At 64.9% G+C, this 24,310-nt stretch carries 26 protein-coding genes; 7 read left to right on the forward strand and 19 right to left on the reverse strand.

The window, feature by feature from the left end:
- Positions 1-4: 4 nt before the first annotated feature.
- From AC5WEY_RS18340 to recO, 4 genes are read right to left on the reverse strand one after another with little or no spacing between them, the layout of a single operon-like run.
- Positions 5-997, reverse strand: coding sequence for an iron-siderophore ABC transporter substrate-binding protein (locus tag AC5WEY_RS18340; protein ID WP_495646990.1), 993 nt, complete (start codon positions 995-997; stop codon positions 5-7).
- A gap of 49 nt (positions 998-1,046) precedes the next feature.
- A complete protein-coding gene (locus tag AC5WEY_RS18345) occupies positions 1,047-1,469 on the reverse strand; it encodes a hypothetical protein (RefSeq protein ID WP_057479920.1) in 423 nt (140 codons plus the stop codon).
- Positions 1,462-2,280 carry an isoprenyl transferase gene (locus AC5WEY_RS18350; protein ID WP_052058432.1) on the reverse strand — a complete coding sequence of 273 codons (819 nt, stop codon included), beginning with the start codon at positions 2,278-2,280 and terminating at the stop codon, positions 1,462-1,464. The genes AC5WEY_RS18345 and AC5WEY_RS18350 overlap by 8 nt, the downstream gene beginning before the upstream one ends.
- On the reverse strand, positions 2,237-3,070 hold the full coding sequence (gene recO / locus AC5WEY_RS18355; protein ID WP_057479918.1) for a DNA repair protein RecO: 834 nt from the start codon (positions 3,068-3,070) through the stop codon (positions 2,237-2,239). Before recO ends, AC5WEY_RS18350 begins: the two co-directional genes overlap by 44 nt.
- Positions 3,071-3,143: 73 nt before the next feature.
- Here recO and AC5WEY_RS18360 point away from each other — a divergent pair, with 73 nt between their 5' ends.
- Entirely contained in the window at positions 3,144-4,565 is a 1,422-nt protein-coding gene (locus AC5WEY_RS18360; protein ID WP_495646991.1) for an amidase, read from the forward strand.
- A gap of 42 nt (positions 4,566-4,607) precedes the next feature.
- On the opposite strand, the gene era is transcribed toward AC5WEY_RS18360, so the two are convergent.
- The 8 genes from era to hrcA form a co-directional block, all read right to left on the reverse strand.
- On the reverse strand, positions 4,608-5,522 hold the full coding sequence (era, locus tag AC5WEY_RS18365) for a GTPase Era (protein WP_032379164.1): 915 nt from the start codon (positions 5,520-5,522) through the stop codon (positions 4,608-4,610).
- Between the two features lie 17 nt (positions 5,523-5,539).
- The gene (locus tag AC5WEY_RS18370) at positions 5,540-6,862 is read right to left on the reverse strand and encodes a hemolysin family protein (RefSeq protein ID WP_495646992.1); all 1,323 of its coding nucleotides are present in this window, start codon (positions 6,860-6,862) and stop codon (positions 5,540-5,542) included.
- A 40-nt stretch (positions 6,863-6,902) separates the two neighbouring features.
- The gene (ybeY, locus tag AC5WEY_RS18375; protein ID WP_057479916.1) at positions 6,903-7,445 is read right to left on the reverse strand and encodes an rRNA maturation RNase YbeY; all 543 of its coding nucleotides are present in this window, start codon (positions 7,443-7,445) and stop codon (positions 6,903-6,905) included.
- A gap of 37 nt (positions 7,446-7,482) precedes the next feature.
- Entirely contained in the window at positions 7,483-8,526 is a 1,044-nt protein-coding gene (locus AC5WEY_RS18380) for a PhoH family protein (RefSeq protein ID WP_057479915.1), read from the reverse strand.
- Positions 8,527-8,620: 94 nt separating this feature from the next.
- Positions 8,621-9,376, reverse strand: coding sequence for an alpha/beta hydrolase family protein (locus AC5WEY_RS18385; protein WP_495646993.1), 756 nt, complete (start codon positions 9,374-9,376; stop codon positions 8,621-8,623).
- Positions 9,373-10,146 carry a 16S rRNA (uracil(1498)-N(3))-methyltransferase gene (locus AC5WEY_RS18390; RefSeq protein WP_495646994.1) on the reverse strand — a complete coding sequence of 258 codons (774 nt, stop codon included), beginning with the start codon at positions 10,144-10,146 and terminating at the stop codon, positions 9,373-9,375. The genes AC5WEY_RS18385 and AC5WEY_RS18390 overlap by 4 nt, the downstream gene beginning before the upstream one ends.
- Positions 10,147-10,149: 3 nt before the next feature.
- On the reverse strand, positions 10,150-11,307 hold the full coding sequence (gene dnaJ / locus AC5WEY_RS18395; protein ID WP_495646995.1) for a molecular chaperone DnaJ: 1,158 nt from the start codon (positions 11,305-11,307) through the stop codon (positions 10,150-10,152).
- A 99-nt stretch (positions 11,308-11,406) separates the two neighbouring features.
- Positions 11,407-12,450, reverse strand: coding sequence for a heat-inducible transcriptional repressor HrcA (gene hrcA, locus AC5WEY_RS18400; protein WP_032379171.1), 1,044 nt, complete (start codon positions 12,448-12,450; stop codon positions 11,407-11,409).
- 133 nt (positions 12,451-12,583) lie between these two features.
- Here hrcA and AC5WEY_RS18405 point away from each other — a divergent pair, with 133 nt between their 5' ends.
- Positions 12,584-12,889 (forward strand): type II toxin-antitoxin system VapB family antitoxin, encoded by a 306-nt coding sequence (locus AC5WEY_RS18405; protein ID WP_032379172.1) that lies wholly within the window; start codon positions 12,584-12,586, stop codon positions 12,887-12,889.
- Between the two features lie 11 nt (positions 12,890-12,900).
- Here AC5WEY_RS18405 and hemW read toward each other — a convergent pair whose 3' ends face one another.
- Positions 12,901-14,112 (reverse strand): radical SAM family heme chaperone HemW, encoded by a 1,212-nt coding sequence (hemW, locus tag AC5WEY_RS18410; protein WP_495646996.1) that lies wholly within the window; start codon positions 14,110-14,112, stop codon positions 12,901-12,903.
- 352 nt (positions 14,113-14,464) lie between these two features.
- Here hemW and AC5WEY_RS18415 point away from each other — a divergent pair, with 352 nt between their 5' ends.
- The 5 genes from AC5WEY_RS18415 to AC5WEY_RS18435 are packed head-to-tail and all read left to right on the forward strand — an operon-like array spanning position 14,465 to position 19,905.
- Positions 14,465-16,183, forward strand: a complete 1,719-nt coding sequence (locus tag AC5WEY_RS18415) for a nitrite/sulfite reductase (RefSeq protein ID WP_495646997.1) — start codon at positions 14,465-14,467, stop codon at positions 16,181-16,183.
- Entirely contained in the window at positions 16,180-16,890 is a 711-nt protein-coding gene (locus AC5WEY_RS18420) for a phosphoadenylyl-sulfate reductase (protein WP_495646998.1), read from the forward strand. The genes AC5WEY_RS18415 and AC5WEY_RS18420 overlap by 4 nt, the downstream gene beginning before the upstream one ends.
- Positions 16,887-17,831, forward strand: a complete 945-nt coding sequence (cysD, locus tag AC5WEY_RS18425; protein ID WP_057479973.1) for a sulfate adenylyltransferase subunit CysD — start codon at positions 16,887-16,889, stop codon at positions 17,829-17,831. Before AC5WEY_RS18420 ends, cysD begins: the two co-directional genes overlap by 4 nt.
- Positions 17,831-19,135 (forward strand): sulfate adenylyltransferase subunit 1, encoded by a 1,305-nt coding sequence (locus AC5WEY_RS18430; RefSeq protein WP_495646999.1) that lies wholly within the window; start codon positions 17,831-17,833, stop codon positions 19,133-19,135. The genes cysD and AC5WEY_RS18430 overlap by 1 nt, the downstream gene beginning before the upstream one ends.
- On the forward strand, positions 19,132-19,905 hold the full coding sequence (locus AC5WEY_RS18435; RefSeq protein ID WP_495647000.1) for a sirohydrochlorin chelatase: 774 nt from the start codon (positions 19,132-19,134) through the stop codon (positions 19,903-19,905). The genes AC5WEY_RS18430 and AC5WEY_RS18435 overlap by 4 nt, the downstream gene beginning before the upstream one ends.
- Here the strand turns inward: AC5WEY_RS18435 and AC5WEY_RS18440 are convergent.
- From AC5WEY_RS18440 to AC5WEY_RS18465, 6 genes are all read right to left on the reverse strand, one after another.
- The gene (locus AC5WEY_RS18440) at positions 19,833-20,882 is read right to left on the reverse strand and encodes a sulfate/molybdate ABC transporter ATP-binding protein (protein WP_057479907.1); all 1,050 of its coding nucleotides are present in this window, start codon (positions 20,880-20,882) and stop codon (positions 19,833-19,835) included. The two genes, AC5WEY_RS18435 and AC5WEY_RS18440, sit on opposite strands and share 73 nt — an antisense overlap.
- Positions 20,882-21,682 carry a sulfate ABC transporter permease subunit CysW gene (gene cysW / locus AC5WEY_RS18445; RefSeq protein ID WP_495647001.1) on the reverse strand — a complete coding sequence of 267 codons (801 nt, stop codon included), beginning with the start codon at positions 21,680-21,682 and terminating at the stop codon, positions 20,882-20,884. Before cysW ends, AC5WEY_RS18440 begins: the two co-directional genes overlap by 1 nt.
- Positions 21,679-22,572: a sulfate ABC transporter permease subunit CysT gene (cysT, locus tag AC5WEY_RS18450; RefSeq protein ID WP_200936733.1), complete on the reverse strand. Its 894-nt coding sequence runs from the start codon at positions 22,570-22,572 to the stop codon at positions 21,679-21,681. The genes cysW and cysT overlap by 4 nt, the downstream gene beginning before the upstream one ends.
- Positions 22,573-22,578: 6 nt before the next feature.
- On the reverse strand, positions 22,579-23,601 hold the full coding sequence (locus AC5WEY_RS18455; protein WP_495647002.1) for a sulfate ABC transporter substrate-binding protein: 1,023 nt from the start codon (positions 23,599-23,601) through the stop codon (positions 22,579-22,581).
- A 186-nt stretch (positions 23,602-23,787) separates the two neighbouring features.
- Positions 23,788-23,877: an Ms4533A family Cys-rich leader peptide gene (locus AC5WEY_RS18460; protein WP_310180897.1), complete on the reverse strand. Its 90-nt coding sequence runs from the start codon at positions 23,875-23,877 to the stop codon at positions 23,788-23,790.
- A 176-nt stretch (positions 23,878-24,053) separates the two neighbouring features.
- The gene (locus AC5WEY_RS18465; RefSeq protein ID WP_057479905.1) at positions 24,054-24,287 is read right to left on the reverse strand and encodes a hypothetical protein; all 234 of its coding nucleotides are present in this window, start codon (positions 24,285-24,287) and stop codon (positions 24,054-24,056) included.
- Positions 24,288-24,310 lie beyond the last annotated feature (23 nt).

The following is a 24,310-nucleotide window of genomic DNA, read 5'->3' on the forward strand; positions in this document are numbered from 1 at the left end:
ACTCTCAGGCCACCGCATCCGCCAGGCGAGGCACCACCGAATCGATGGCGAACGGTATGGACAGCACCGAGTTGTACGTGATCGCCCCGCGCTGATCGGTGGACAACGGAACGATGGCGCCGTTGCGGGCGGCTGTCAGTGCTCCGAAGATCGGATTCTCGGCCACGACGTCGATGTCGTCGCCGGTGCCGAGATACAGCACCACATCGGCGTCGAGCTTCGAGATGTTCTCGGCCGAGACCGGAACGAAGAAGTTGGTGCCGTCGTCCTCGGCCAGAATCGGGTCCGGAATACCGAAGCCCAACGACGTGACGAACGTACCGCGCGCATCGCCGGGCAGATATGCGCCGAACTGACCGTCGTACGGAAGTACCACGGCTGCAGTCTTACCCGCGAACTCCGGATGTGCGGCTCGCACCTGTTCGAGCGCAGCCGTGGTCTGCGCATCGAGCTCCTTGCCACGTTCGGATTCACCCATCGCGCGGGCAATGGTGTCGGTGGCCACCTCACGATCGACGGCGTAGGCCGCCGATCCTGCCGGCCGAGCGACCGTCGGGGCGATGTCGCTGAGCTTCGCGTAGGTGGCCTCGTCGAAGCCGGCATTGAGCCCGGTGATCAGATCCGGTGCCAGCGAGGCGATCAGCTCGAAGTTCGGTTCGGATTCCGAGCCCAGCAGCGTCAGCGGTGCGTCGCCCACCAACTCGTCGGTCCACGGACCGAGTCCGGTCTCGTAGAACGTGTACCCGGTGTTCCCGACCGGTACGGTGCCGAGGGCAATGACGGCGTCGGCATCGGACACTCCGAGTGTGACGATGCGGGTGGGCTTCTCCGGAATGGTCGTGCTGCCGTAGATGTGGTCGATGACGACCGGGAACGCACCGGCGGAAGATGGTGCCGCCGAGTCCTCCGAGCTCTCTGCCGAACAGGCCATCAGGGACACACCGAGGACGATCACCGCCACCACTGCCGTCACTGTTCGGGCCAACCGTGCTGTCATCGCATCCGCCTCTACTCGAAGTAAGTACAGGCAAACCTTAGCTGACCGATCAGGGCAGCAGGCCCTCGCGCGCCTTCTCGACTCCGGCCAGCACCAGAATCAGCATCGTCAGCATCGCCTCGTCGTCCAATCCGTTCGCCGGAAAGGTGTAGCGCAGCAGCACATCTGCGAGCTTGTCGTGAGTATTGACCGAGATCGCGCCGAATTGCGAATCGGCATTGCGGTCCGAGACCTTCTTGTGCAGAGCAGCCTTGAGCGGCCTGTCCCACGCCAACACCGCGGTGAGAGAGAGGACCTCGAGTTCTGGAGAGAGCTGTACGGCCCGCAACGAGCACAAGGCACCGGCGTAGTCGAAACCGAGTGACCCCTCCTCGCCGACGGTCACCGTGGCGAACTGCGACAGCGCCAGCCGAGCACGCGTCTGCAACGTCAACCCATCGGGGCCGTCGATCCCGTGTACTTCGTCACTCATATTTCACTCCACCGAATCGTCGATCACGCGAAGCGAATTCGATACACGCCTCCCACAGGTCCCGGCGATCGAAATCCGGGAAGAGCTTCTTCTGAAACACGAACTCTGCATACGCGGATTGCCACAGCAGAAAATTCGACGTTCGCTGCTCCCCCGACGGCCGCAGGAACAAGTCCACGTCCGGCATATCCGCCTCGTCGAGGTACTTCGCGACGGTGGCCTCGGTGATCTTCTCGGGGTTCAGCTTGCCCGCCGCAACCTGCCGAGCGATTTCCCTTGTCGCATCGGCAATCTCGGCGCGTCCACCGTAATTGACGCACATCGTCAACGTCATCACCGTGTTGTGTTTCGTCAGCTCCTCGGCCACTTCGAGTTCCTTGATGACGCTGCCCCACAACCTGGGTCGTCGACCGGCCCAGCGGACCCGGACACCCATCTCGTTCATCTCGTCGCGTCGACGACGAATGACGTCACGGTTGAAGCCCATCAGAAACTTGACCTCGTCGGGACTGCGCTTCCAGTTCTCCGTCGAGAAGGCATACGCGGACAACCACTGCACACCGATCTCGATACATCCGCACACAGTGTCCATGAGCACGGCTTCACCCTGCTCGTGCCCCGCGGTGCGCGGTAGACCGCGATCCTGCGCCCATCGACCGTTGCCGTCCATCACCAGGGCGACGTGGCGAGGTATCAGTTCCGGCTGCAGAATCGGCGGCCGCGCGCCCGACGGGTGCGGATCTGGAGGGCGCACCGCCGACTGTCCGTCAGGCCGGGGTTGCGGCTCTCGTCGTCGAATCACGGTCCCCATCCTGCCCGACGGTATCGGCGAACACGGAGTCAGGTTGCGCCAGCGGAACCTGATGCGGGTGCGAGCGTTCGATGAGCGGAAGTGTGCGCAGTTGTCGTTCGAGATGCCATTGCAGATGCGCCGCCACCAGTCCGCTGGCCTGCTTGCGCACCGTGTCGGAGGTGGTGACGGTGTAGTCCCACTCGCCTCGTTCGAGCGCGACCATCAAGTCCAGGACCCCGGTCGACGGCGTCGCGGACCCCGGTGGGCGGCAGTGCACACACACCGCTCCACCGGCGGCGACGTGAAATGCGCGATGTGGCCCGACTGCCGCACACCGCGCGCAATCGGTGAGTGCAGGTGCCCATCCGGCGAACCCCATGGCGCGCAGCAGATACGCGTCGAGCACCAGCTCGGGAGGGCGGACGTGCTGGGCAAGCGCTCGAAGCGCACCGACGGTCAGCTGATGCAGTCGCTGCGCCGGTGCATGCTCCTCGCCCGCCAGCCGTTCGGCGGTCTCGAGAACGGCACAACCGGTGGTGTAGCGGCCGTAATCGGCGACGATGTCTCCGCCGAACGCGTCGACGGTGTGCACCTGGGTGACGATGTCGAGGTTGCGTCCCGGATAGAGCAGGACGTCGATGTGCGCAAACGGTTCCAGTCGCGCGCCGAACTTGGACTTGGTCCGACGAACTCCTTTGGCGACGGCCCGTACGATACCGTTCTCCCTGGTCAACAACGTGACGATGCGGTCGGCCTCACCCAGCTTGTGCTGGCGCAGGACGACTGCGTTGTCACGGTATGGCCTCACGTCTTCCAGTCTCCCACGGGTGCCGCATCGGTGGCCGCTTCCCGCGCTGGAGAGAAGTCGATACTGTGCCAACGTGGATTTTCATCGGTCGACTCTCGTTGCTCAGGCCGCCGCACTCGCGTCGGGTCGCATCACTTCGGTACAGGCGGTCACCGAATCACTCGACCGAATCGAGAAGAGCCAACCCACTCTCAATGCCTTCCGGCTCGTCCGCCGCGACGCCGCACTCGCCGAGGCGGCTGAGGCGGATCGCCTGCGACTCACCGGTGGAACCGCACCCCTGCTGGGCGTTCCGATCGCCGTCAAGGACGATGTGAACATCACCGGGGAGCCCACGGCCTTCGGCTGCGCCGGGGACTTCCCACCTGCCACCGCGGACTCGGAGGTGGTCCGCAGACTGCGTGCGGCCGGAGCTGTCATCGTGGGCAAGACCAACAGCCCCGAGCTGGGTCAATGGCCGTTCACCAGCGGCAGCTTCGGACACACCCGCAATCCGTGGGACCGTGAGCGCACCCCCGGCGGCTCCTCGGGCGGTAGTTCGGCTGCAGTTGCCGCTGAATTGGTCTCGGCTGCACTGGGTTCCGACGGTGCGGGCTCCGTCCGGATCCCGGCGGCGTGGACCAATCTCGTGGGCATCAAACCGCAACGGGGACGGATATCGACGTGGCCGGACGCCGAGGCCTTCAACGGCATCACCGTCATCGGCCCGCTCGCGCGCACGGTCGCCGACGCCGCACTTCTGCTCGACGTGGTCTCCGGTGGGCACGACGGCGATCTGCACTGCCCGGCTCCGTTGACCGTCTCGGATGCTGTCGGACGCAACCCCGGCTCGCTACGAATAGCGCTGAGCCTGCGCAAGCCGTTCATTCCGACGCCTGCCCCGCTGGATCCGGAGATCGCGGCGGCAGCGTACGACATGGCTGCGGTGCTGCGATTGCTCGGACATCGAGTGGTGGTCGACGACCCCGCCTACGGAATGTTGTTGGGGCTCAACTTCTTACCGCGCTCGCTTGCAGGTGTTGCCACGTGGCTCGACCGCCTCCCCGATGCCTCCCTGGCCGACCCGCGCACCCGGGCCAATGCCAAAAGCGGCCGGGCTCTCGCCGGAGCCCCGTTGCGTGCAGCCCGCGCGCCCGAACCTCGCATCGGACGCCGCATCGGCCGGTTCTTCGACGACTACGACATCGTGCTCGCCCCGACGACGGCGACTCCCCCGCCGCGGGTCGACGCGATCGACGGTATCTCCAATGCCGACACCGATCGGGTCATCACCGAACACTGCCCCTACACGTGGCCGTGGAACGTCCTGGGCTGGCCGAGCGTGAATGTCCCCGCGGGTCTGACGAAGAGCGGCCTTCCCATCGGACTGCAGTTGATGGGCCACGAATCGTCGGAACCACTGCTGGTGTCGGTCGCTGCTCAACTCGAGAACGTGCTGCAGTGGCACCGCAAACGCCCCGAACCGTGGTGGACCCACGTGAGCGAAACTTCGTAGCCCACTACGAAGTGCCGTGCACGTGCGGCGCAGCCGCTCCGGTCAGAAGCCGAGCTTGCCCATCTGCTTGGGGTCGGTCTGCCAGTCCTTGGCGATTTTCACGTGCAGGTCCAGGTAGATCCTGGTGCCGAGCAACTTCTCGATCTGCAGTCGCGACGCCGTGCCGACCTCTTTGAGTCGCGATCCGCCCTTACCGATGATGATGGCCTTCTGACTCGACCGCTCGACGTAGAGAATCGCATGGACGTCGAGCATGTTGTCGTGACCTTCGCGGGGCACGACTTCTTCGATGACGACGGCCAGAGAGTGGGGTAGCTCGTCGCGGACGCCTTCGAGCGCTGCCTCGCGGATGAGCTCGGCCATGAGGATTTCCTCGGGCTCGTCGGTCAGCTCACCGTCGGGGTAGAACGCCGGGCCCGGTGGTAGTTCGGACGCCAGCAGATCGACCAGCTTCTCCACCTGCTCACCGGATTCGGCCGATACCGGAATCACGTGACTGGAGTCGCCGAGGAGCTTCGACAGCGCCATCAACTGCTGCACGACGCGTTCCTTCTTGACCTTGTCGATCTTGGTAACGATGCCGATCAAGGTGGTCTTGGGCGCGATGTGGCGAACCTGCTCGAGGATCCATCGGTCCCCCGGTCCGATCTTCTCGTCGGCCGGGATACACAGGCCGATGACGTCGACCTCGGAGTACGTGTCCTGCACCAGATCGTTGAGTCGCTGCCCCAGAAGCGTTCTGGGCCGGTGCAATCCGGGGGTGTCGACGAGAATCAGCTGCGCGTGCTCACGGTGCACGATGCCGCGAATGGTGTGCCGCGTCGTCTGCGGACGCGAGGACGTGATGGCGATCTTCGACCCCACCAACGCATTGGTCAGGGTGGACTTGCCGGTGTTGGGTCGGCCTACGAAACAGACGAATCCGGATCGGAACTCACCGTTGTTCTGCTCGGACACAAGAGCACCTCCAGATTTCAGTGTTGGTGAGTGACGTCCGACGAGTCGTCGTCCTCGGTGGATTCTTCGTCGGGTTCTATCTTTTCGACCAGCACGGTGGTGATGCGGACGCGGCCCTTGGGGTCGGCCCCACCTTCACCGCGCAGCAGCAGTCCGTGGGTCATCACCTGAGCGCCGGGCAGCGGCACGCGGCCCAGCTCGTATCCGAGCAGTCCACCGACGGTGTCCACCTCCTCGGATTCGATCTCGATCCCGAAGATCTCGCCGAGGTCTTCGAGCGGCACGCGGGAGGACACCCGATACCGTCCGTCGTCGAGCTCCTCGATGGGCGCTACCTCGTCGGAGTCGTATTCGTCGGCGATCTCGCCGACGATTTCCTCGATGACGTCCTCGATGGTCACCAGGCCTGCGATGCCTCCGTATTCGTCGACCAGCAGGGCCATGTGGTTTCTGTCGCGCTGCATCTCGGCGAGCAGACTGTCGAGCGCCTTGGAGTCGGGAACGAACACCGCCGGACGCATCAGCTCGGAGACCTGCACCCCGCGGCCACCATCGGTGGAGTAATACGTCTGCTGCACAAGGTCTTTGAGGTACACGACACCGACCACGTCGTCCACGTTCTCGCCGATCACCGGGATGCGCGAGTGTCCACTGCGGACGGCCAACGACGTGGCCTGTCCGGCCGACTTGTCCGACTCGATCCACACCATTTCGGGACGCGGAACCATGACCTCACGGGCGGAGGTGTCCCCCAACTCGAACACGGATTGGATCATCCGACGCTCGTCGTCGGCCACGACGCCGCGCTCGCGGGCCATGTCCACCAACTCGCGCAGTTCGATCTCGGACGCGAACGGGCCGTTGCGAAATCCCTTACCCGGGGTGATCGCATTACCGATGAGAATGAGCAGTCTGCTGATCGGTCCGAGGAGCCAACCGAGTGCGCGCAGCGGAAAGGCTGCCGCAAGGGCGATCGAGTACGCGTTCTGCCGGCCGAGGGTTCTCGGTCCGACACCGATCACGACGTAGCTGACCAGCACCATGGCCACCGCGGTGACGACAAGGGCCGTCGTGGAATCGATCAGCTGAGTCAGGCCGCCCGCGAGCAGGACGGTGCCGCCGATTTCGCACAGAATGCGCAGCAGCACCATCAGGTTCACGTAGCGCGGGCGGTCGGCAACCACGACGACGAGGCCAGTGGCACCCGGCCGCTCGTCCTTGACCATGTCGTCGATGCGCGCACGCGAGACCGTGTTCAGCGCGGAATCGACAGCGGCGAACAGACCGCCGAGAGGGACCAGAAGGACAGCGAAGACGATGAGTGCAACAGCACTGCTCACGTGTCAGAACCCCGCACTTCGACCGGTCCGATCACGTACGTCACCGATCGACACCGTCGACGAAACCGGCTTTGCCCAGCAACCGGGCATCGCGGGCTGCCTGTTCCGCGGCTTGCTCGGCCCGCCTGGCATCCTCGTACCATTCGGCCAGAAGGCGGTTCTGCAGCTCGAACATTTCTTTTTCTTCGTCCGGCTCGGCGTGGTCGTAACCGAGCAGATGCAACACTCCGTGCACCGTCAGCAATGCGAGCTCGTGTTCGAGCGAATGGCCCGCAGCAGCAGCCTGATCCGCAGCGAACGACGGGCACAGCACGATGTCACCGAGCATCGCCGGTCCGGGATCGGGAGCGTCGGGACGGCCACCCGGCTCGAGCTCGTCCATCGGGAAGGACATCACGTCGGTGGGCCCGGGCAGATCCATCCACCGCATGTGCAGATCCGCCATCGTCGCCGAATCCACCAGCACCATGGACAGTTCCGCTGCGGGATGCACGTCCATACCGGCGATCGCGAATCGTGCGACCGAGACCAGCTCGGGTTCGGAGATGTCCATCCCCGACTCGTTGGACACTTCGATACTCATCTGGCCACTACCCACGCTCTCGTTGCCTGCGTCTGAATCATCTTCTCGCCGAACGCGGTCCGCCGGTACGGCGTTGTTCGCGGTTGGGGATCACGCTTTCTCCGGCCGACTCGAACCGCTCGTACGCGTCGACGATTTCCGAGACCAACCGGTGCCGCACCACGTCGCTGCTGGTGAGCTGCGCGAAGTGGATGTCGTCGACGTCGGTGAGAATCTCGGATGCGGCACGCAATCCAGATTTTGCGCCACCCGGAAGGTCGACCTGGGTGACGTCGCCGGTGACGACGATCTTCGAGCCGAAGCCGAGACGCGTCAGGAACATCTTCATCTGCTCGGCCGTGGTGTTCTGCGCCTCGTCGAGAATGATGAACGCATCGTTGAGCGTGCGACCACGCATGTACGCGAGCGGAGCGACCTCGATGACGCCTGCTTGCATCAGCTTGGGGATCGCCTCGTCGTCCATCATGTCGTGCAGCGCATCGTGCAGCGGGCGCAGGTACGGGTCGATCTTCTCGTGCAAGGTACCGGGCAGAAAGCCGAGGCGCTCCCCCGCTTCGACGGCCGGGCGCGTCAGAATGATGCGGCTGACCTGCTTGGTCTGCAGCGCCTGAACGGCCTTGGCCATCGCCAGGTACGTCTTGCCGGTACCGGCGGGCCCGATGCCGAACACGATGGTGTTGACGTCGATCGCGTCCACGTACCGCTTCTGGTTCAGCGTCTTGGGCCTGATGGTCTTGCCGCGCCGAGAAAGAATGTCCAAGCTCAGCACCTCGGCCGGCGAGTCCGACACGCCCTCGGTGAGCATGGCGATCGAGCGGCGGACGGCGTCAGGAGTGAGCGGCTGGGCGCGCTTGGCCAGCGCGGCCAATTCGGAGATCACCCGTTCGGCGAGCGCCACGTCGGCCACTTTTCCGGTGAGCGTCACGGCGTTTCCTCGTACGTGGATGTCTGCCGTCAGCATCTGCTCGAGCGCCCGCAGGTTCTCGTCGGACTGTCCCAGCAGTGGCATCACTGCTTCGGGGGCGAGCTCCAAGGTGGACCGAACATCGCGCTCGGCGGGAAATTCGCTGTGTTCACTCACGTGGTGGCTATGGCCTGCTCTCTTGTTTCGACTCCGAAGACCTGGATCGGTGTTCGAATGAAGTTTAACGCCGCGACATCGATGCGCATTCCGATTACTCGCCGCTCCGGCCCAGCACGGCGTCGAGCGAGAGCACCCAACACCGCGAATCCGGATTCAGGAACGCGAAGTGGTCCTCGCCCGGGACGATGATCAGCTGCGCGTCGTCTCCGGCTGTTCTCGCCGTGTCGACGTACCGCTCGCTCTGCGCCGCCGGGACCTGGACGTCCTTCGACCCGTGCAAGCAGATCGTCGGGATACCGATGGGTGCGCGGGCAGCGGGCGAAGCCGATCGGTACAGCTCCGGGTCGTCCTCGTATCGAGCCTGCAGCAACGCCTCGACCGCCGGATTGGTGCGGCCCGATGCACCGCGTGGCTCGAGGTCGAGTACGCCGGCCTGCGAGACGATGCGCGACGGGCGGACCTTGGAGCCGGTTTCGCCGCCGAGCCACACCGCCAGGTGCCCGCCGGCGGAATGTCCGATGACGCGAACGTCGTCGATTCCGGCCGGGGCGTGGTGTTGAACCTCACCGGCAACCACGTCGAGAGCAGCGAGGACGTCGGACTGCATCTCGGGCCAATGCCCACCCGCGCCGACACGGCGATATTCGATGTTCCACGCCACCGCACCGGCTCCCGCGACCGCGCGCGCGAATTGGGTGCCCAGGTTCGATCCGTACTGCCCACTCCAGAATCCACCGTGTATCACCACGACGACCGGCGTCGACGCATCGACAGGCTCGGACGGGAGGTAGAGATGGCCGAATTGCTGCGCGTGATCGCCGTACGCAATCTTGATCCGTGCGCTCATGCGTTCCGAAAGTCCGGGGGCAGTTGCGTCCAGCGCGAGGTGAGTACTCCGAGGGCACCGAGGGCCACGGCTCCTGCCGTCGACGTCCTCAGCACCGTGGGTCCCAACACCACCGGGGTTGCCCCGGCCTCGGTCAGAGCAGCGACTTCCCGGTCGTCGAGGCCACCTTCGGGCCCGACGACGAGCGCGACCTCGGGAACCGAGTCGAACGGCAGTTCCCGAAACGCCGAGGTTGCACCCTCGTGCAGCACGGCGACGATCCCGCCGCGCGCAACGATCGCGCCGACCAGGGCGTACACGGCGATCGAATCGTGCAGCTCCGCAACGTCGGGGATGAATGCCCGACGCGACTGCTTGGCCGCTTCGGCAGCAGTGCTGCGCCACCGTGCAACGCCCTTGGTCGCTTTGGGTCCTTCCCAGCGGGCCACGCAACGCGCGGACTGCCACGGCACCACAGCATCGACACCGGCCTCGGTGGCCAGCTCGACGGCCAGTTCCGAACGATCTGCCTTGGGTAACGCCTGCACCAGCGTCACCATCGGGGTCGGCGGCGGCATCTCGCTGCGTGACTGCACGGTCAACTCGAGCCGATTCTTCTCCGCGGCGGCAACGACCGTGTCGGCCAAGCCGCCCGCTCCGTCACCGAGCAGCACCCGCTCGCCGACGCGAATGCGTCGCACCGTCGCGGCGTGATGCCCTTCCTTGCCGTCGAGCACGGCGAGCTCGCCGACGTTCGGCAACGGCGAGAGATAGAAGACCGTGGGGGCCATGGATCAACGACCGCTGAACGCTTCCCGCAACCGCGAGAACAGTCCACCGCTGTGTGCCGAACCGGTGGTGACGACCTCGGCCCCATCGCGGTCTCGCATCGACTTGAGCTGTTCGAGCAGATGGGTCTGCTTGCTGTCCAGCTTGGTCGGCACGATGACCTCGAGGTGGGCATGCAGGTCACCGCGAATACCGGAACGGAGCTTGGGCATTCCGTGCCCGCGCAGCACAGTCGTCGAATTCGGTTGTGTGCCTTGCTCGATCGAAATTTCGGTGGGCCCGTCGATGATTGCGTCGATGTTCACCGAGGTGCCGAGGGCGGCGTCCACCATCGGAACGCGCACGGTGCAGTGCAGATCGTCACCGTCACGGACGAACACCTCGTGCTGCTGTTCGACGATCTCCACGTACAGATCTCCCGCAGGGCCACCGCCCGGTCCGACCTCGCCCTGCGAGGCAAGACGGATCCGCATGCCGTTGCTCACGCCGACGGGGACCTTGACCGAGATGTCGCGACGCGAGCGCACTCGCCCGTCGCCGCCACACTTGCGGCAAGGATCGGGAATGGTCTCGCCCGCGCCGCGGCACGTGGGGCACGGCCGGCTGGTCATGACCTGGCCCAGGAACGAGCGTTGCACCGACTGCACCTCACCCGCGCCGCCGCAGGTGTCGCACCGGACAGGCTTGGAGTCACCGTTGGTGCCCGAGCCAGTGCACAGATCGCACAGGATCGCGGTGTCGACGGTGATGTGCTTGGTCACGCCCGTGGCGCACTCGTCCAGGGTGAGTTTGGTGCGCAGCAGCGAATCCGCTCCCGGTTGCACACGCCCCTTGGGACCGCGCTGAGACCCACCGGCACCGCCGCCGAAGAATGCCTCGAACACATCCCCCAGGCCACCGCCGAACCCGGCTCCGCCGAATCCACCGCCGCCGCCTCCGCCGCCCTGCTGCAGCGGATCGCCGCCGAGGTCGACGATGCGACGCTTCTCCGGATCGGAGAGCACCTCGTACGCGGTGGAAATTTCCTTGAACCGCGCCTGCGCGGCCTCGTCCGGGTTGACGTCCGGGTGCAGTTCTCGCGCCAGTTTTCGATAGGCGCGCTTGATCTCCTGGTCCGTCGCCTGCTGGCCGACGCCCAAAGTCCCGTAATAATCCCGTGCCACGTCGTCTCTTTCGTCCTAGAAGATGAATCTCGTTCGTTGCTGCTGCGTACCGGCGGCTCGTGCCCCCGCTGCCGGTTTTCGTTCGGTTCTCGCTCGTCTCTAGCGCTCGGCCAGGACCTCGCCGATGTACCTGGCAACCGCGGCGACCGACGCGATTGTTCCTGGGTAGTCCATCCGGGTCGGCCCCAGCACACCCATTCCTCCGAGGACCATGCCAGCCGACCCGTAGCCGGTGGAAATCACCGACGTTCCGCGCATCTCCTCGACCTGCGTTTCCTCACCGATTCGCACGGTCACGGTGCGAGTGTCCTGCGTCACTGCGAGCAGTTTGAGCACCACCACTTGCTCTTCCAATGCCTCGAGTACCGCTCGGAGCGATCCGGGAAACCCCGCGTCGCCGGCGAAGTCCGCGGCGTTGCGTGTCAGGTTGGCCGTACCGCCGAGTACCAAGCGTTCCTCGGGGTGCTCCACCAGCGATTCCACCAGCACCGTGGCCGAACGGATCATGGCGTCCCGTAGCCCGGCCGGAGCGTTCTCGGCGAGCTCGGCCACCGCTACGGAAGCCGCTGCCAGTCGCTTTCCTTCCAGGGCGCTGCCGAGCAGGCGGCGCAGCTGCGACAGGTTCTCGTCGTCGAGGACGTCACCGAGCTCGACGATGCGCTGATCGACGCGCCCCGAGTCCGTGATGAGCACGAGCAACAACCGAGCCGGGGTGAGCGCCACGACCTCGAGGTGCCGAACCGACGACGCCGACAGCGTGGGGTACTGCACCACGGCAACCTGCCGGGTCAACTGCGCCAGAAGTCGGACGCCGCGCCGCAGCACATCGTCGAGGTCGACGCCGTTCTCGAGGAATTCCAGAATGGCCCGGCGCTCGGCCGCCGACAGCGGCTTGACGTCGGCGATCCGATCGACGAACTGGCGATACCCCTTGTCGGTCGGTACCCGACCGGAGCTGGTGTGCGGTTGAGCGATGTATCCCTCGGCCTCGAGAACAGCCATGTCGTTACGCACGGTGGCACTCGAGACGCCGAGATTGTGTCGCTCGACCAGTGCGCGCGAACCGACGGGTTCCTGGGTGGACACGTAGTCCGCCACGATCGCTCGTAGAACCTCGAACCGCCTGTCGTCGGTGCTCGACATCGGTGCCCACCTCCGTTCTCGTTTCCAATCGTCGCTCGAGTCTAGTAGCCGAGGTACGCATGCTCGTGCAAGGCCTTACTGTGGTCCGAGTGGAAACGTTCTTTCGATTCGGTCCAGCGGCTCGGGGCTCGCGATGATCTTCAAGGGTGTTCGTGACGGTAAGCCGTACCCCGAGCACGGCCTGTCCATCCGCGACTGGTCGAGAATCCCGCCGCGACAGCTTCGCCTGGACGAAATCGTCACCACCACGAAGGTGCTCGAACTCGACCGATTGCTGTCCGAGGACTCCACCTTCTACGGAGACCTCTTCCCCCACGCCGTGCAGTTCCGTGGCGTCATCTATCTCGAAGACGGTCTGCACCGCGCCGTACGCGCGGCATTGCGAAATCGAACGGTGCTGCACGCCAGAGTGTTCGACTACGACGCTCTGAGTGCCTGAAGCCAGGTTTCTCAGGCGGACGCGATGCTGCGCACTACCGCGTCGGCGAGCAGTCGTCCTCGGTCGGTCAGCACGAGATGGTCGCCCTGCGCCGCCATCAACCCGTCTGCGACCGCCTGGTCGGCAGCGGCGCGCTCGGCCGGCGCGAGCACACTCACCGGCACGCCCGTGCGGAGTCGGACGGTCAACATCAGCTCCTCCAGGTGTCGGTCCTCGGCGCTGAGTAATTCGCTGCCGTGCACCGGTAGCACCCCGGTGGCCACGCGATCCGCGTATGCCGCCGGATGCTTGACGTTCCAGAACCGGGTCCCGCCGATGTGGCTGTGTGCGCCGGGCCCCGCGCCCCACCAGTCGCCGCCGTCCCAGTAGCCGATGTTGTGGCGACATTGCGCGGCCTCGTCGGTGGCCCAGTTCGACACCTCGTACCAGGACAGTCCTGCGGCGTTCAACGCCCTGTCGATGCGTTCGTACCGGCTTGCCAGCACGTCGTCGTCCGGGGCGGGCAGCTCACCGCGGCGCACTTTGCGGGCCATGGCCGTGCCGTCCTCGACGATCAGCGCGTACGCCGAGACGTGGTCGACGCCCGCCTCGAGCACGGCGGCAAGAGACTGATCGAGGTCGCTGTCCCGCTCGCCCGGAGTGCCGTAGATCAGGTCGAGGTTGACATGCTCGAACCCGGCCGCGCGAGCCTCCTTTGCTGCAGCGACCGCTCGACCCGGTGTGTGGGTGCGATCGAGAACTGCGAGCACATGCGGTGCGGCGGACTGCATTCCGAGAGAGACCCGGGTGAAACCTGCGGCGCGGAGTCGGTCGAAGAACTCCGGAGACGTCGATTCCGGATTCGATTCGGTGGTCACCTCGCCGCCGTCGGTGAGACCGAAACTCGACCGGACCGCACCCAGGACTTCGGCCAATCCGTCGCCCCCGAGTAGCGACGGTGTGCCGCCACCGACGAAGACGGTGTCGGCTGTCGGGACGCGGCCTGTTCCCGCTTCGATCAGAGCCGCGGCGATGTCGAGCTCACGGCGCAGGCCCTCCAACCAGGACTGCGGCGACGCCGACGTGCCCAGCTCCCCGGCCGTATAGGTGTTGAAGTCGCAGTAGCCGCATCGCGTGGCGCAGAACGGAACGTGCACGTAGATCCCGAACGCCCGGTCCCCCACGCCGTCGAACGCCTCGGTCGGCAACTCGAAGGTGGACGGGGCGGGTACGACGGTATTCACGGACTCCAGTCTCCCAGAGAGTGCGGGCCGTCTTCCCACCCGTCGCCGAGTGCACTGTCGACGGTCCTGCCAGCCTATTTACCCCGAAATCGGGGTAAATAGTCGCCGCAGTCTTCTGCCGCCCTGATGACGTGGCACAATGGCACCCGTGACCGACTCAGGAATTCGACTCGTGGCGCGCCGCCATGTCGATCTCGGCCGTGTCTGCAGCGCGTCGTGTCGACACACGACCGGCTGCTGACCCAGCCCTCCTTCGAGCACGTCCATTCGATCCACCGGTTCCGCACGTCTCGTCAGCGCACTACTGCGCCACGATCGGAGCCGGCCAGCACAGAAGATGCAGGAGCAATGCATGTCGTCGACCAGCGACGCGACCACCGACGCTGCCTCCGTCACACCACGGGAGCGCACGCCGCGGCCGACCAAGCGTCGTGCCGAGGGACAGTGGGCACTGGGTTACCGGGAGCCACTGAACGCCAACGAGCAGTCCAAGAAGGACGACAATCCGCTCAACGTGCGCGCCCGCATCGAGAACATCTACTCGAAGCAGGGTTTCGACAGCATCGACAAGGGCGACCTGCGCGGCCGTTTCCGCTGGTGGGGCCTCTACACCCAGCGTGAGCAGGGCTACGACGGAACGTTCACCGGTGACGACAACATCGACTTGCTCGAGGCGAAGTACTTCATGATGCGCATCCGGTGCGATGCCGGCGCTCTGAATCTCGAGCAATTGCGCACCCTGGCGCAGATCTCGAAGGAGTTCGGTCGCGACACCGCCGACCTGTCCGATCGTGAGAACGTGCAGTTCCACTGGATCGAGGTCGAGAACGTCCCCGAGATCTGGCGTCGGATCGAAGCAGTCGGGTTGAAGACCACCGAGGCGTGCGGCGACTGCCCGCGCGTCGTGCTCGGTTCTCCGCTGGCGGGTGAGGCCGTCGACGAGATCCTCGATCCCACCTCGGCCATCGACGAGATCGTCGAGCGCTACATCGGCAAGCCCGAGTACTCGAACCTGCCGCGCAAGTTCAAGACGGCGATCTCGGGCCTGCAGGACGTGGTGCACGAGATCAACGACTGCGCGTTCGTGGGCGTCGTACATCCCGAGCACGGACCGGGTCTGGACCTGTGGGTCGGCGGCGGGCTGTCCACCAATCCCATGCTCGCGCAACGCGTCGGGGTGTGGATCCCCCTCGCGGACGTACCCGACGTCTGGGAAGGCGTTGTCTCGATCTTCCGCGACTACGGATACCGCCGGCTTCGCACCAAGGCGCGCCTGAAGTTCCTCATCAAGGACTGGGGCATCGAGAAGTTCCGCCAGGTCCTCGAGGACGAGTACTTGCACCGGAAGCTCATCGACGGCCCGGCTCCCGAGAAGCCCGCTCGGCCCCGTGATCATGTCGGGATCCAGAAACTCAAGAACGGGCTCAACGCCGTCGGCGTGGCCCCCATCGCGGGCCGCGTCTCGGGGACAATCCTCGCCGCGGTGGCCGACGCAGCCGAGAAGGCCGGGTCGGATCGCGTCCGGTTCACGCCGTACCAGAAGCTGATCGTCCTCGACGTTCCGGACGACACGCTCGAGCAGCTGATCTCCGACCTCGATGCGCTGGGCCTGCCTGCCCGCCCCTCGCACTGGCGCAAGAACCTGATGGCGTGCAGCGGCATCGAGTTCTGCAAGCTCTCGTTCGCCGAAACCCGCAAGCGCTCACAGGTTCTCGTGCCCGAGCTCGAAGAGCGCTTGTCCGACATCAACAGTCGACTCGACGTTCCGATCACCATCAACATCAACGGCTGCCCCAACTCGTGCGCGCGATCGCAGATCGCCGACATCGGGTTCAAGGGTCAGTTGGTCGACGACGGGGACGGGAATCAGATCGAGGGTTTCCAGGTTCACCTCGGAGGCAGCCTCGGTCTGGACAGTGCGTTCGGCCGAAAGTTGCGCCAGCACAAGGTCAACAGCTCCGAGCTGGGAGATTACATCGACAGAGTGGTGCGCAATTTCGACAAGCACCGCGAGGACGGCGAACGGTTCGCTCAGTGGGCCGTGCGAGCAGACGAGGCGGATTTGCGATGAGTACCAGGCTGAATTTGACGGTAGAGGAATTGAAGGACATCGCCGAGCGCGGTGCCCGTGAGCTCGACGGCGCCAGCCCGCTGGAGCTGCTGCAGTGGACCGAGGACAACTTCGGTAACGACTTCATCGTCGCCTCCAACATGCAGGACGGTGTTCTCGTTCACCTCGCCGCACAGGTCCATCCCGGAGTGGACGTGCTGTTCCTCGACACCGGCTATCACTTCGCCGAGACCATCGGAACGCGCGACGCCGTCGAGTCGGTCTACGGCGTCAGAGTCGTCAACGCACGCGCCGAAAAGACTGTTGCAGAGCAGGATTCGATCGAGGGCAAGGACCTGTTCGCCCGCGAGCCCAATCGCTGCTGCGCGATGCGCAAGGTCGCGCCCTTGAAGAAGGAGCTGGCGAACTACAGCGCCTGGGTCACCGGCATCCGTCGGGTCGAGGCCCCCACCCGGGCCAACGCCCCGCTCATCTCTTTCGACGACGCCTTCGGCCTGGTAAAGATCAACCCGATCGCACCGTGGTCCGACGAGGAGATGCAGGCCTACATCGACGAACATTCGATTCTGGTCAACCCCCTCGTCGACGAGGGCTATCCATCCATCGGGTGCGCACCGTGCACCGTCAAACCTGCCCCCGGAGCCGACCCGCGTAGCGGCCGTTGGGCCGGCAAGGCCAAGACCGAATGTGGGTTGCACGCCTCATGACACTCGACCTCACCTCGGCCACCGTCGGTCGAACCCATCTCGATGCAGATCGGTTCGACACCCTCGACGCACTCGAATCCGAGGCCATCCATATCTTCCGCGAGGTGGCGGGCGAGTTCGAGCGCCCCGTCATCCTGTTCTCCGGTGGCAAGGACTCGACCGTTCTGCTGCATTTGGCAATCAAGGCGTTCTGGCCCGCTCCACTGCCGTTCGCGCTGCTTCACGTCGACACCGGTCACAACCTGCAGGAGGTGCTGGACTTCCGCGATCACGTCGTCGCGAAGTACAACCTGCGCCTGCACGTGGCCAGCGTCGAGGAGTACCTCGCCGACGGGCGCCTCACCGAGCGCCCCGACGGCATCCGCAACCCGTTGCAGACCGTGCCGCTTCTCGACGCGATCTCCGAGAATCGATTCGACGCCGTCTTCGGCGGTGCCCGACGCGACGAGGAGCGAGCCCGCGCGAAGGAGCGAATCTTTTCGTTGCGCAACGCATTCGGCCAGTGGGAGCCCAAGAAGCAGCGTCCCGAATTGTGGAACCTGTACAACGGCAGGCATTCACCGGGTGAGCAGGTACGCGTGTTCCCGCTCAGCAACTTCACCGAACTCGACATCTGGCGCTACATCGCCCGCGACGATGTGGAATTGGCGAGCATCTACTACGCCCACCAGCGCCCCGTGTACCAGCGCGACGGCATGTGGATGACCCCGGGAGTGTGGGGCGGACCGGCCGAGGGCGAAGAGCTGCAGACCCTGTCGGTGCGCTACCGCACCGTCGGCGACGGATCCACCACCGGTGCCGTGCTGTCCGAGGCCGCCGACAACCAAGCGATTCTCGCCGAGGTCGCCGCATCGAGACTGACCGAACGCGGAGCCACTCGCGGCGACGACCGCGTCTCCGAGGCTGCCATGGAAGATCGCAAACGAGAAGGATACTTCTGATGAGCAGCACAGGAACGCAGCTTCTTCGCCTCGCCACCGCGGGTAGCGTCGACGACGGCAAGTCCACTCTCGTCGGACGGCTGTTGTACGACACCAAATCCGTTCTGGCAGACCAGATCGATGCCGTCACTCGGGCTTCGGTGGACAAAGGATTGTCCACTCCCGATCTGTCGCTGCTCGTCGACGGCCTGCGTGCCGAGCGCGAACAGGGCATCACGATCGACGTTGCCTACCGGTACTTCGCGACGCCCAATCGCTCCTTCGTTCTGGCCGACACCCCCGGCCATGTGCAGTACACCCGCAACACCGTCTCGGGCGCGTCGACGGCGCAGTTGGTCATCCTGCTCGTCGACGCCCGCAAAGGCGTGATCACTCAGACCCGAAGGCATGCAGCGGTTCTGGCCCTCCTCGGCGTTCCGCGCCTGGTGCTCGCCGTCAACAAGATCGATCTGGTCGAGGACCCTGCGACCGTCTTCGCCGAGATCTCGGCAGAGTTCAATTCGCTGACCTCCTCGCTCGGCTGGTCCACCGAGGACGTCATCGAAATTCCGGTGTCCGCGCTGCACGGTGACAACGTCGCGGTCAAGTCCGACAAGACCCCGTACTACGACGGACCCACCCTCATCGAACACCTCGAGGCGGTACCGGTCGACGCCGAACCGCACCGCGTCGGTCTGCGATTCCCCGTGCAGTACGTGATCCGGCCTCGCACAGCCGACTTCCCCGACTATCGCGGGTACGCCGGGCAGGTCGCAGCAGGCACCGTGGACGTCGGCGACGAGGTCGTCATTCTGCCCTCCGGTACCAGAACCACGGTCGAGCGGATCGATACTGCGGACGGCGAATTGCGCACAGCTCACGCTGGACGCAGTGTCACGCTCGTCCTGGCCGACGACGTCGACGTCTCGCGCGGCGACACCATCGCCTCCCCGCAGGACGCACCGGAGCCGATCGGCGATTTCGAGGCCACCGTGTGCTGGCTGGCGGAGAAGCCGCTTCGCCCGGGGGCTCGCCTGCTGCTCAAGCACGGGACCCGCACCACGCAGGCCATCGTCGGGGCTTTGATCGAGCGATTCGACGAACAGCAGCTCACCGCACAGGAGAACCCGGAATCGTTGGAGCTCAACGAGATCGGCCGCATCTCGGTGCGGGTGGCCGAACCCATCGTGGCGGACGACTACGCCGTCAACCGACACACCGGCAGCTTCTTGCTCATCGATCCGGCAGGCGGCAACACACTGGCCGCCGGGCTCGTCGGCAACGCTCTGGCTGCAGTCGAGCTGGGGTCGGCAGTTCCGGCGTGACCGCACTGATCGCGGTTGCCCACGGCAGTCGTGACCCGCGCTCGAGCGCAACGGTCCTGCGCGCCGTCGACGTCCTGCGTCGGCGGCGACCGGATCTGGACGTCCGCGTCGCGTTCCTCGACCTCACCGAGCCCGGCGTCGGGCACGTCGTCGACGCGGTGGTCGACGACGGACACACGCGCATCGTGTGCGTCCCGTTGTTGCTGGGCAAGGCTTTTCATGCAAAGGTCGACCTCCCGGAGCTACTTGCCGACGCACGTGCCAGACATGCGCATGCGTCGATCGTGCAGGCCGACGTGCTCGGCGACGACAACCTGCTGATCGAGGCAGTCCGTGACCGCATCCTCGATACCGATGTCGCACTGAAGGATCCGACCGTGGGTGTCGCATTGGCTGCGGTCGGATCCTCGGTGGCAGCGGCGAATCAGCGAACCCGAGTGGTAGCCCAGAAATTGCTCGCCGGGACGAGCTGGGCCGGGGCCATCACCTGTTTCGCAACGTCCGTCGAGCCGTCTCCTGACGACGCCGTCGCGCAGTTGCGCACGATGGGTGCCACTCGCATCGTCGTGGCACCGTGGTTCCTGGCCCCGGGACTGCTCACCGACCGGATCGAAGCATCACTGTCGGATCGACCGGACGTGGTGCACGCCGACGTGATCGGAGCTCACCCAGCTCTGGCCGAGCTGGTATCGCGTCGCTACGACTCGGCCGTTGCCCGATCCACATCGGTGGCGTCGGCGATCGTCGGCACACGAGTCGCTCGCACGTAGACGGTCTCGCCCTCGCGAAGTCCGAGTGCTTCACTGTCGCCTCGGGTGATCTGCGCGGCGAACAGTTCACCGGTCGCCGCGTTCTTCAGCTCGACCTTCACCTCGAAACCGAGATGCACCACGCGCTCGACCACGGCACGCGTCACGCCGGCCGATTCTGCAGTACCGCTGGCCTGGGCCTGCGCCAACGACGGATCACGCCCGACGCGAATGTCGTGCGGGCGCACCAGAAGTCCGTTCAACTTGGCCACCTGCCCCAGGAACGACATGACGAAGTTGTTGGCCGGTCTGTCGTACAGATCCTCCGGGCTGCCGACCTGCTCGATTCGACCCTTGTTGAGCACCGCGATCCGATCCGCGACGTCGAGGGCCTCCTCCTGGTCGTGGGTGACCAGAACCGTGGTGACGTGCACCTCGTCGTGCAGGCGACGCAGCCACGTACGTAGATCGGCGCGCACCTTCGCGTCCAGCGCACCGAAGGGCTCGTCGAGGAGCAGCACCTGCGGGTCCACCGCGAGAGCGCGAGCCAGCGCCATACGCTGCCGCTGTCCACCGGAAAGCTGCGCCGGGTAACGACTCTGAAAGCCCGCCAGCCCGACGATCTCGAGCAGCTCGTCGACCTTCTTGGCGATCTCGGCCTTGGGGCGCTTGCGGATCTGCAGACCGAACGCCACGTTGTCTCGCACTGTGAGGTGCTTGAACGCCGCATAGTGCTGAAAGACGAAGCCGATCTCGCGGCGCTGCGGGCTGACCCATGTCACGTCCTGGCCGGCGAGCACCACCCGACCGGAATCGAGCTGTTCGAGGCCGGCGATCGAGCGCAGCAAGGTGGACTTGCCCGAGCCGCTGGGGCCGAGCAGCGCCGTCAACGAGCCCTTGGGGATGTCGATGCTGACGTTGTCGAGAGCAGCGAAATCGCCGTAGTGCTTGTTGGCACCGACGACGGAGATCTCGATCTCGGACGATTTCTCGGTCATTACTTCGTCCTCTTCTTGTCGAGAACCGTCATCAGCAACAGCACGATGACGGCGATCGCCATCAGCAGCGTGGACGCGGCGTACGCGCCCTGTTGGTTGAAGTCCTCGTACCGTGAATTGACCAGCAAAGTCAGTGTTTGCGAGATTCCGGGCAAGTTGGTCGAGACCATGATGACCGCACCGAACTCGCCGAGAGAACGTGCGACGGTGAGCACGACGCCGTAGGTCAGGCCCCACCGGATCGCCGGAAGGGTGATGCGCCAGAACGTCTGCCAGGAGCTTGCACCCAAGGTCGATGCTGCTTCTTCCTGCTCTTCGCCTATCTCGTACAGCACCGGTTCGACTTCGCGTACGACGAACGGCAGCGTCACGAAAATAGTCGCTATCACCATGCCGGGAAGCGCGAAAATCACCTTGAAGCCGAGACTTTCGACGCCTCCGAACCACCCGTTGGCACCCCAGAGAAGAATCAGCGCGACACCGGTGATGATCGGCGACACCGCGAACGGCAGATCGACGATCGCCTCGAGCACGCCTTTGCCGCGGAACCGCCCTCGTACCAACGCCAGCGCGGTGACCACACCGAAGACGACGTTGATCGGTACCACGATGGCAACGATCAAGAGCGACAGCTGCAAGGCCGATTGTGCCGCGGGAGTGGTGATCTGCTCGAAGAACGACACGACGCCGTCTTCGAACGTTCGGTACAGGATGGCAGCGAGCGGAAAGAGCACGAGTACAGCGAGATAGATCAACGCAATCAGGCGCAGCGACAGTTTTACGGGAAGACTGATCTTCACGAGAGCTGCTCCTCCCGTCTCGCCAGGCGGTTACCGATGATGCGAAGCACGAACAGCACAGCGAACGCAATAGCCAACAACACCACCGAGATTGCCGCGGCGTCGATCGGCCGGTCGTATTCGATCAGCTCGCGAATGTACTGCGAGGCAACCTGCGTGTCGTCGGGGATGTTGCCGCCGATGAGCACCACCGACCCGAATTCGCCGATCGCGCGGGCGAAGGCGAGGCCCCCGCCCGACAACACCGCGGGGAGCAGCACGGGCAGAACGATGCGCCGAAAGATAGTCCAGTTGTTGGCTCCGAGCGACGCGGCCGCCTCCTCGACGTCCTTGTCCAACTCGATCAACACCGGTTGCACCGCACGGACCACGAACGGCAAGGTGACGAACAACAGCGCAACGACGACCGCGGGCTTGGTTGCGTTGAACACCAAGCCGATCGGACTGGCCGGGCCGTACAGCGACAACAACACCAAACTGGCCACGATGGTCGGCAAAGCGAACGGCAGATCGATCAGGGCGTTGACGAATCGTTTACCCGGGAACTCGTCCCGAACGAGGACCCACGCGATGAGGGTGCCCAGGAACAGATTGATCACTGCGGCCGCGACGGAGACGACCAGCGTCACCTTGAACGTGGCGATGGCGCGGGATTCGGTGATCGCGTCCCAGAATCCGGCAAGGCCGGCGTCGAAAGACTGAACCGTCAACGCGGCCAGCGGAAGCAACACGATGACGCTGAGCCACAGCACGGCGACCCCGAGGCCGAGTGGTCCCACCGACCCGGGGCCCCTGAACTTTCGGCCTTCCCGCCCGGCACGATACCGAGGTCTCGTGCCGGGAGGGACGGGCGAACCCGCAGCTGCGGCTTCGGTGGTCGAAGATGACATCGATTTCTACCGAGTACTTTCCTGATAGATCGTCGCGATTGCGCCGTTGTCGCCGAACAGATCGGTGTCGACCTGAGTCCAGCCGCCGAGATCATCGATGGTGTAGAGCTTTTCGGGAGTGAAGAACTTGTCGGAGTACTCCGAGGCGATGTCCGGGTTCGTCGGGCGGAAGCCTGCCTCGGCCCAGATCTTCTGTCCCTCGTCGGTGTAGATGAAATCGTTCAGCGCATTGGCCCGATCGAGGTTGGCACTGCTGTTGATCACTGCCACCGGATTGTCGATGCGGAACGTGACAGGAACGTCCACGTGCTCCACCTGCTGACCCTGCTGATCGATGAGAAGTGCCTCGTTCTCGTAGCTGAGCAGCGCATCACCCTGCCCCTGCAGGAAGGCTTCTGTTGCCGCGCGGCCGGATTCGGGCTGAACCGGGAAATGATCGGAGACGAGGGTACGAACGAAATCGAGACCGGCCTGCTTGTCCTGGCCGCCGTTACTCTTCGCCGCGTACGGAGCGAGAAGATTCCACTTGGCCGAGCCGGAGCTGAGTGGACTGGGGCTGATGACCTGAACGTCGGGCTTTATCAGGTCGTCCCAGGTACGAATGTTCTTCGGGTTGCCCTCACGCACGACGATGGTGACCACAGAACCGAACGGCACGCCGCCGTAGGCATTCTGGTTCCAGTCCTCGTCGACCTTTCCGGCCTTCACGAGTCGAGTGATATCCGGTTCGACCGAAAAATTCACGATGTCGGCGGGTGCGCCGTCGGCCACCTTGCGGGACTGGTTGCCCGAGGCACCGTAGTCGGCGTTGATGGCGGTGCCCTCACCATTCTCGGTGGCCGCAAAAGCGGGACCGATTGCGTCCCAACCGTTCTTGGGGACGGCGTATCCCACCAGGGTCAATGCGGGACCGCTGGCGGTGTCCGATCCGCCGCCGACGACGTCACTCGATCCACCGCCGCACGCGGTGAGAAGAAGTGCTCCCACGGCGGCGAAGGTCGTCAGCAGGTAACGAGAGCTATGACTCATCGAAAGATGGCCTTTCATGAATGGTGTGTACGGAGAACGAAGTGGTCGAAGTAGTCACTCCCCGAGTCGAACCGGACACCACATCGGCAGCGCGACATCACCATGGCTGCAGCGGGAAACATGGACGACCCACGTCACGCGAGGCGGACACACGGATCGAGAAAACCGATTCGACGGAGGAAAGAATCAACAACAGTCGATATCGGCGACTGCCAACATGCCGACAGCAATCAACGCCAACTGATGGCGGACGCGGTACTCGGCGGCAGAAGACACGGTCAGAAATCTAGCAGAGGTTTCGGACGGACTCTAATTCAGCGGACGCGCCCGGCGACTAGACGGCGCAGCCGTCCGCCGAGTCGTTGTGACGGGGCCCTACCTCGTGAGCAGCCAGGCGATGACAACCAGCACCAGCAGCGCGATGAGCGCCAGCGTTACCCGAGACCGTGGCATTACTGTCCATCCTTCGTCGTGGTGGAGGCGGTACCCGTCGAATCCGCCTCGCGAGCAGCGCGAGCGTCGCGGCCGAGCAGGCGTAGGACCACCGCGAGCACTCGATCGAATACTCGCGCCAGCAGGAACGCCGTCGGCACGATGACCAGCAGCACGACAGTGGCCTGCGGTACGAACGGCAGGCCCGTCACCCACAGTTCGACGCCGTCCCACCATCGCGCAACCGGTTCCACCCTCGCAGCTTAAACCAGCACGT

The organism is Rhodococcoides sp. S146-33 (assembly GCF_059489205.1).

What these genes read in the sequence shown, in the direction of transcription:
- AC5WEY_RS18430 (WP_495646999.1), top strand. Translation starts at nt 17,831, where the DNA reads ATGAGCAGCACAGGAACGCAGCTTCTTCGCCTCGCCACCGCGGGTAGC.
- AC5WEY_RS18340 (WP_495646990.1), bottom strand. Translation starts at nt 997, where the DNA reads ATGACAGCACGGTTGGCCCGAACAGTGACGGCAGTGGTGGCGGTGATC.
- AC5WEY_RS18420 (WP_495646998.1), top strand. Translation starts at nt 16,180, where the DNA reads ATGAGTACCAGGCTGAATTTGACGGTAGAGGAATTGAAGGACATCGCC.
- cysD (WP_057479973.1), top strand. Translation starts at nt 16,887, where the DNA reads ATGACACTCGACCTCACCTCGGCCACCGTCGGTCGAACCCATCTCGAT.
- AC5WEY_RS18350 (WP_052058432.1), bottom strand. Translation starts at nt 2,280, where the DNA reads ATGGGGACCGTGATTCGACGACGAGAGCCGCAACCCCGGCCTGACGGA.
- hrcA (WP_032379171.1), bottom strand. Translation starts at nt 12,450, where the DNA reads ATGTCGAGCACCGACGACAGGCGGTTCGAGGTTCTACGAGCGATCGTG.
- AC5WEY_RS18385 (WP_495646993.1), bottom strand. Translation starts at nt 9,376, where the DNA reads ATGAGCGCACGGATCAAGATTGCGTACGGCGATCACGCGCAGCAATTC.
- AC5WEY_RS18405 (WP_032379172.1), top strand. Translation starts at nt 12,584, where the DNA reads ATGATCTTCAAGGGTGTTCGTGACGGTAAGCCGTACCCCGAGCACGGC.
- cysT (WP_200936733.1), bottom strand. Translation starts at nt 22,572, where the DNA reads ATGTCATCTTCGACCACCGAAGCCGCAGCTGCGGGTTCGCCCGTCCCT.
- AC5WEY_RS18440 (WP_057479907.1), bottom strand. Translation starts at nt 20,882, where the DNA reads ATGACCGAGAAATCGTCCGAGATCGAGATCTCCGTCGTCGGTGCCAAC.
- AC5WEY_RS18455 (WP_495647002.1), bottom strand. Translation starts at nt 23,601, where the DNA reads ATGAGTCATAGCTCTCGTTACCTGCTGACGACCTTCGCCGCCGTGGGA.
- AC5WEY_RS18390 (WP_495646994.1), bottom strand. Translation starts at nt 10,146, where the DNA reads ATGGCCCCCACGGTCTTCTATCTCTCGCCGTTGCCGAACGTCGGCGAG.
- ybeY (WP_057479916.1), bottom strand. Translation starts at nt 7,445, where the DNA reads ATGAGTATCGAAGTGTCCAACGAGTCGGGGATGGACATCTCCGAACCC.
- AC5WEY_RS18415 (WP_495646997.1), top strand. Translation starts at nt 14,465, where the DNA reads ATGTCGTCGACCAGCGACGCGACCACCGACGCTGCCTCCGTCACACCA.
- AC5WEY_RS18345 (WP_057479920.1), bottom strand. Translation starts at nt 1,469, where the DNA reads ATGAGTGACGAAGTACACGGGATCGACGGCCCCGATGGGTTGACGTTG.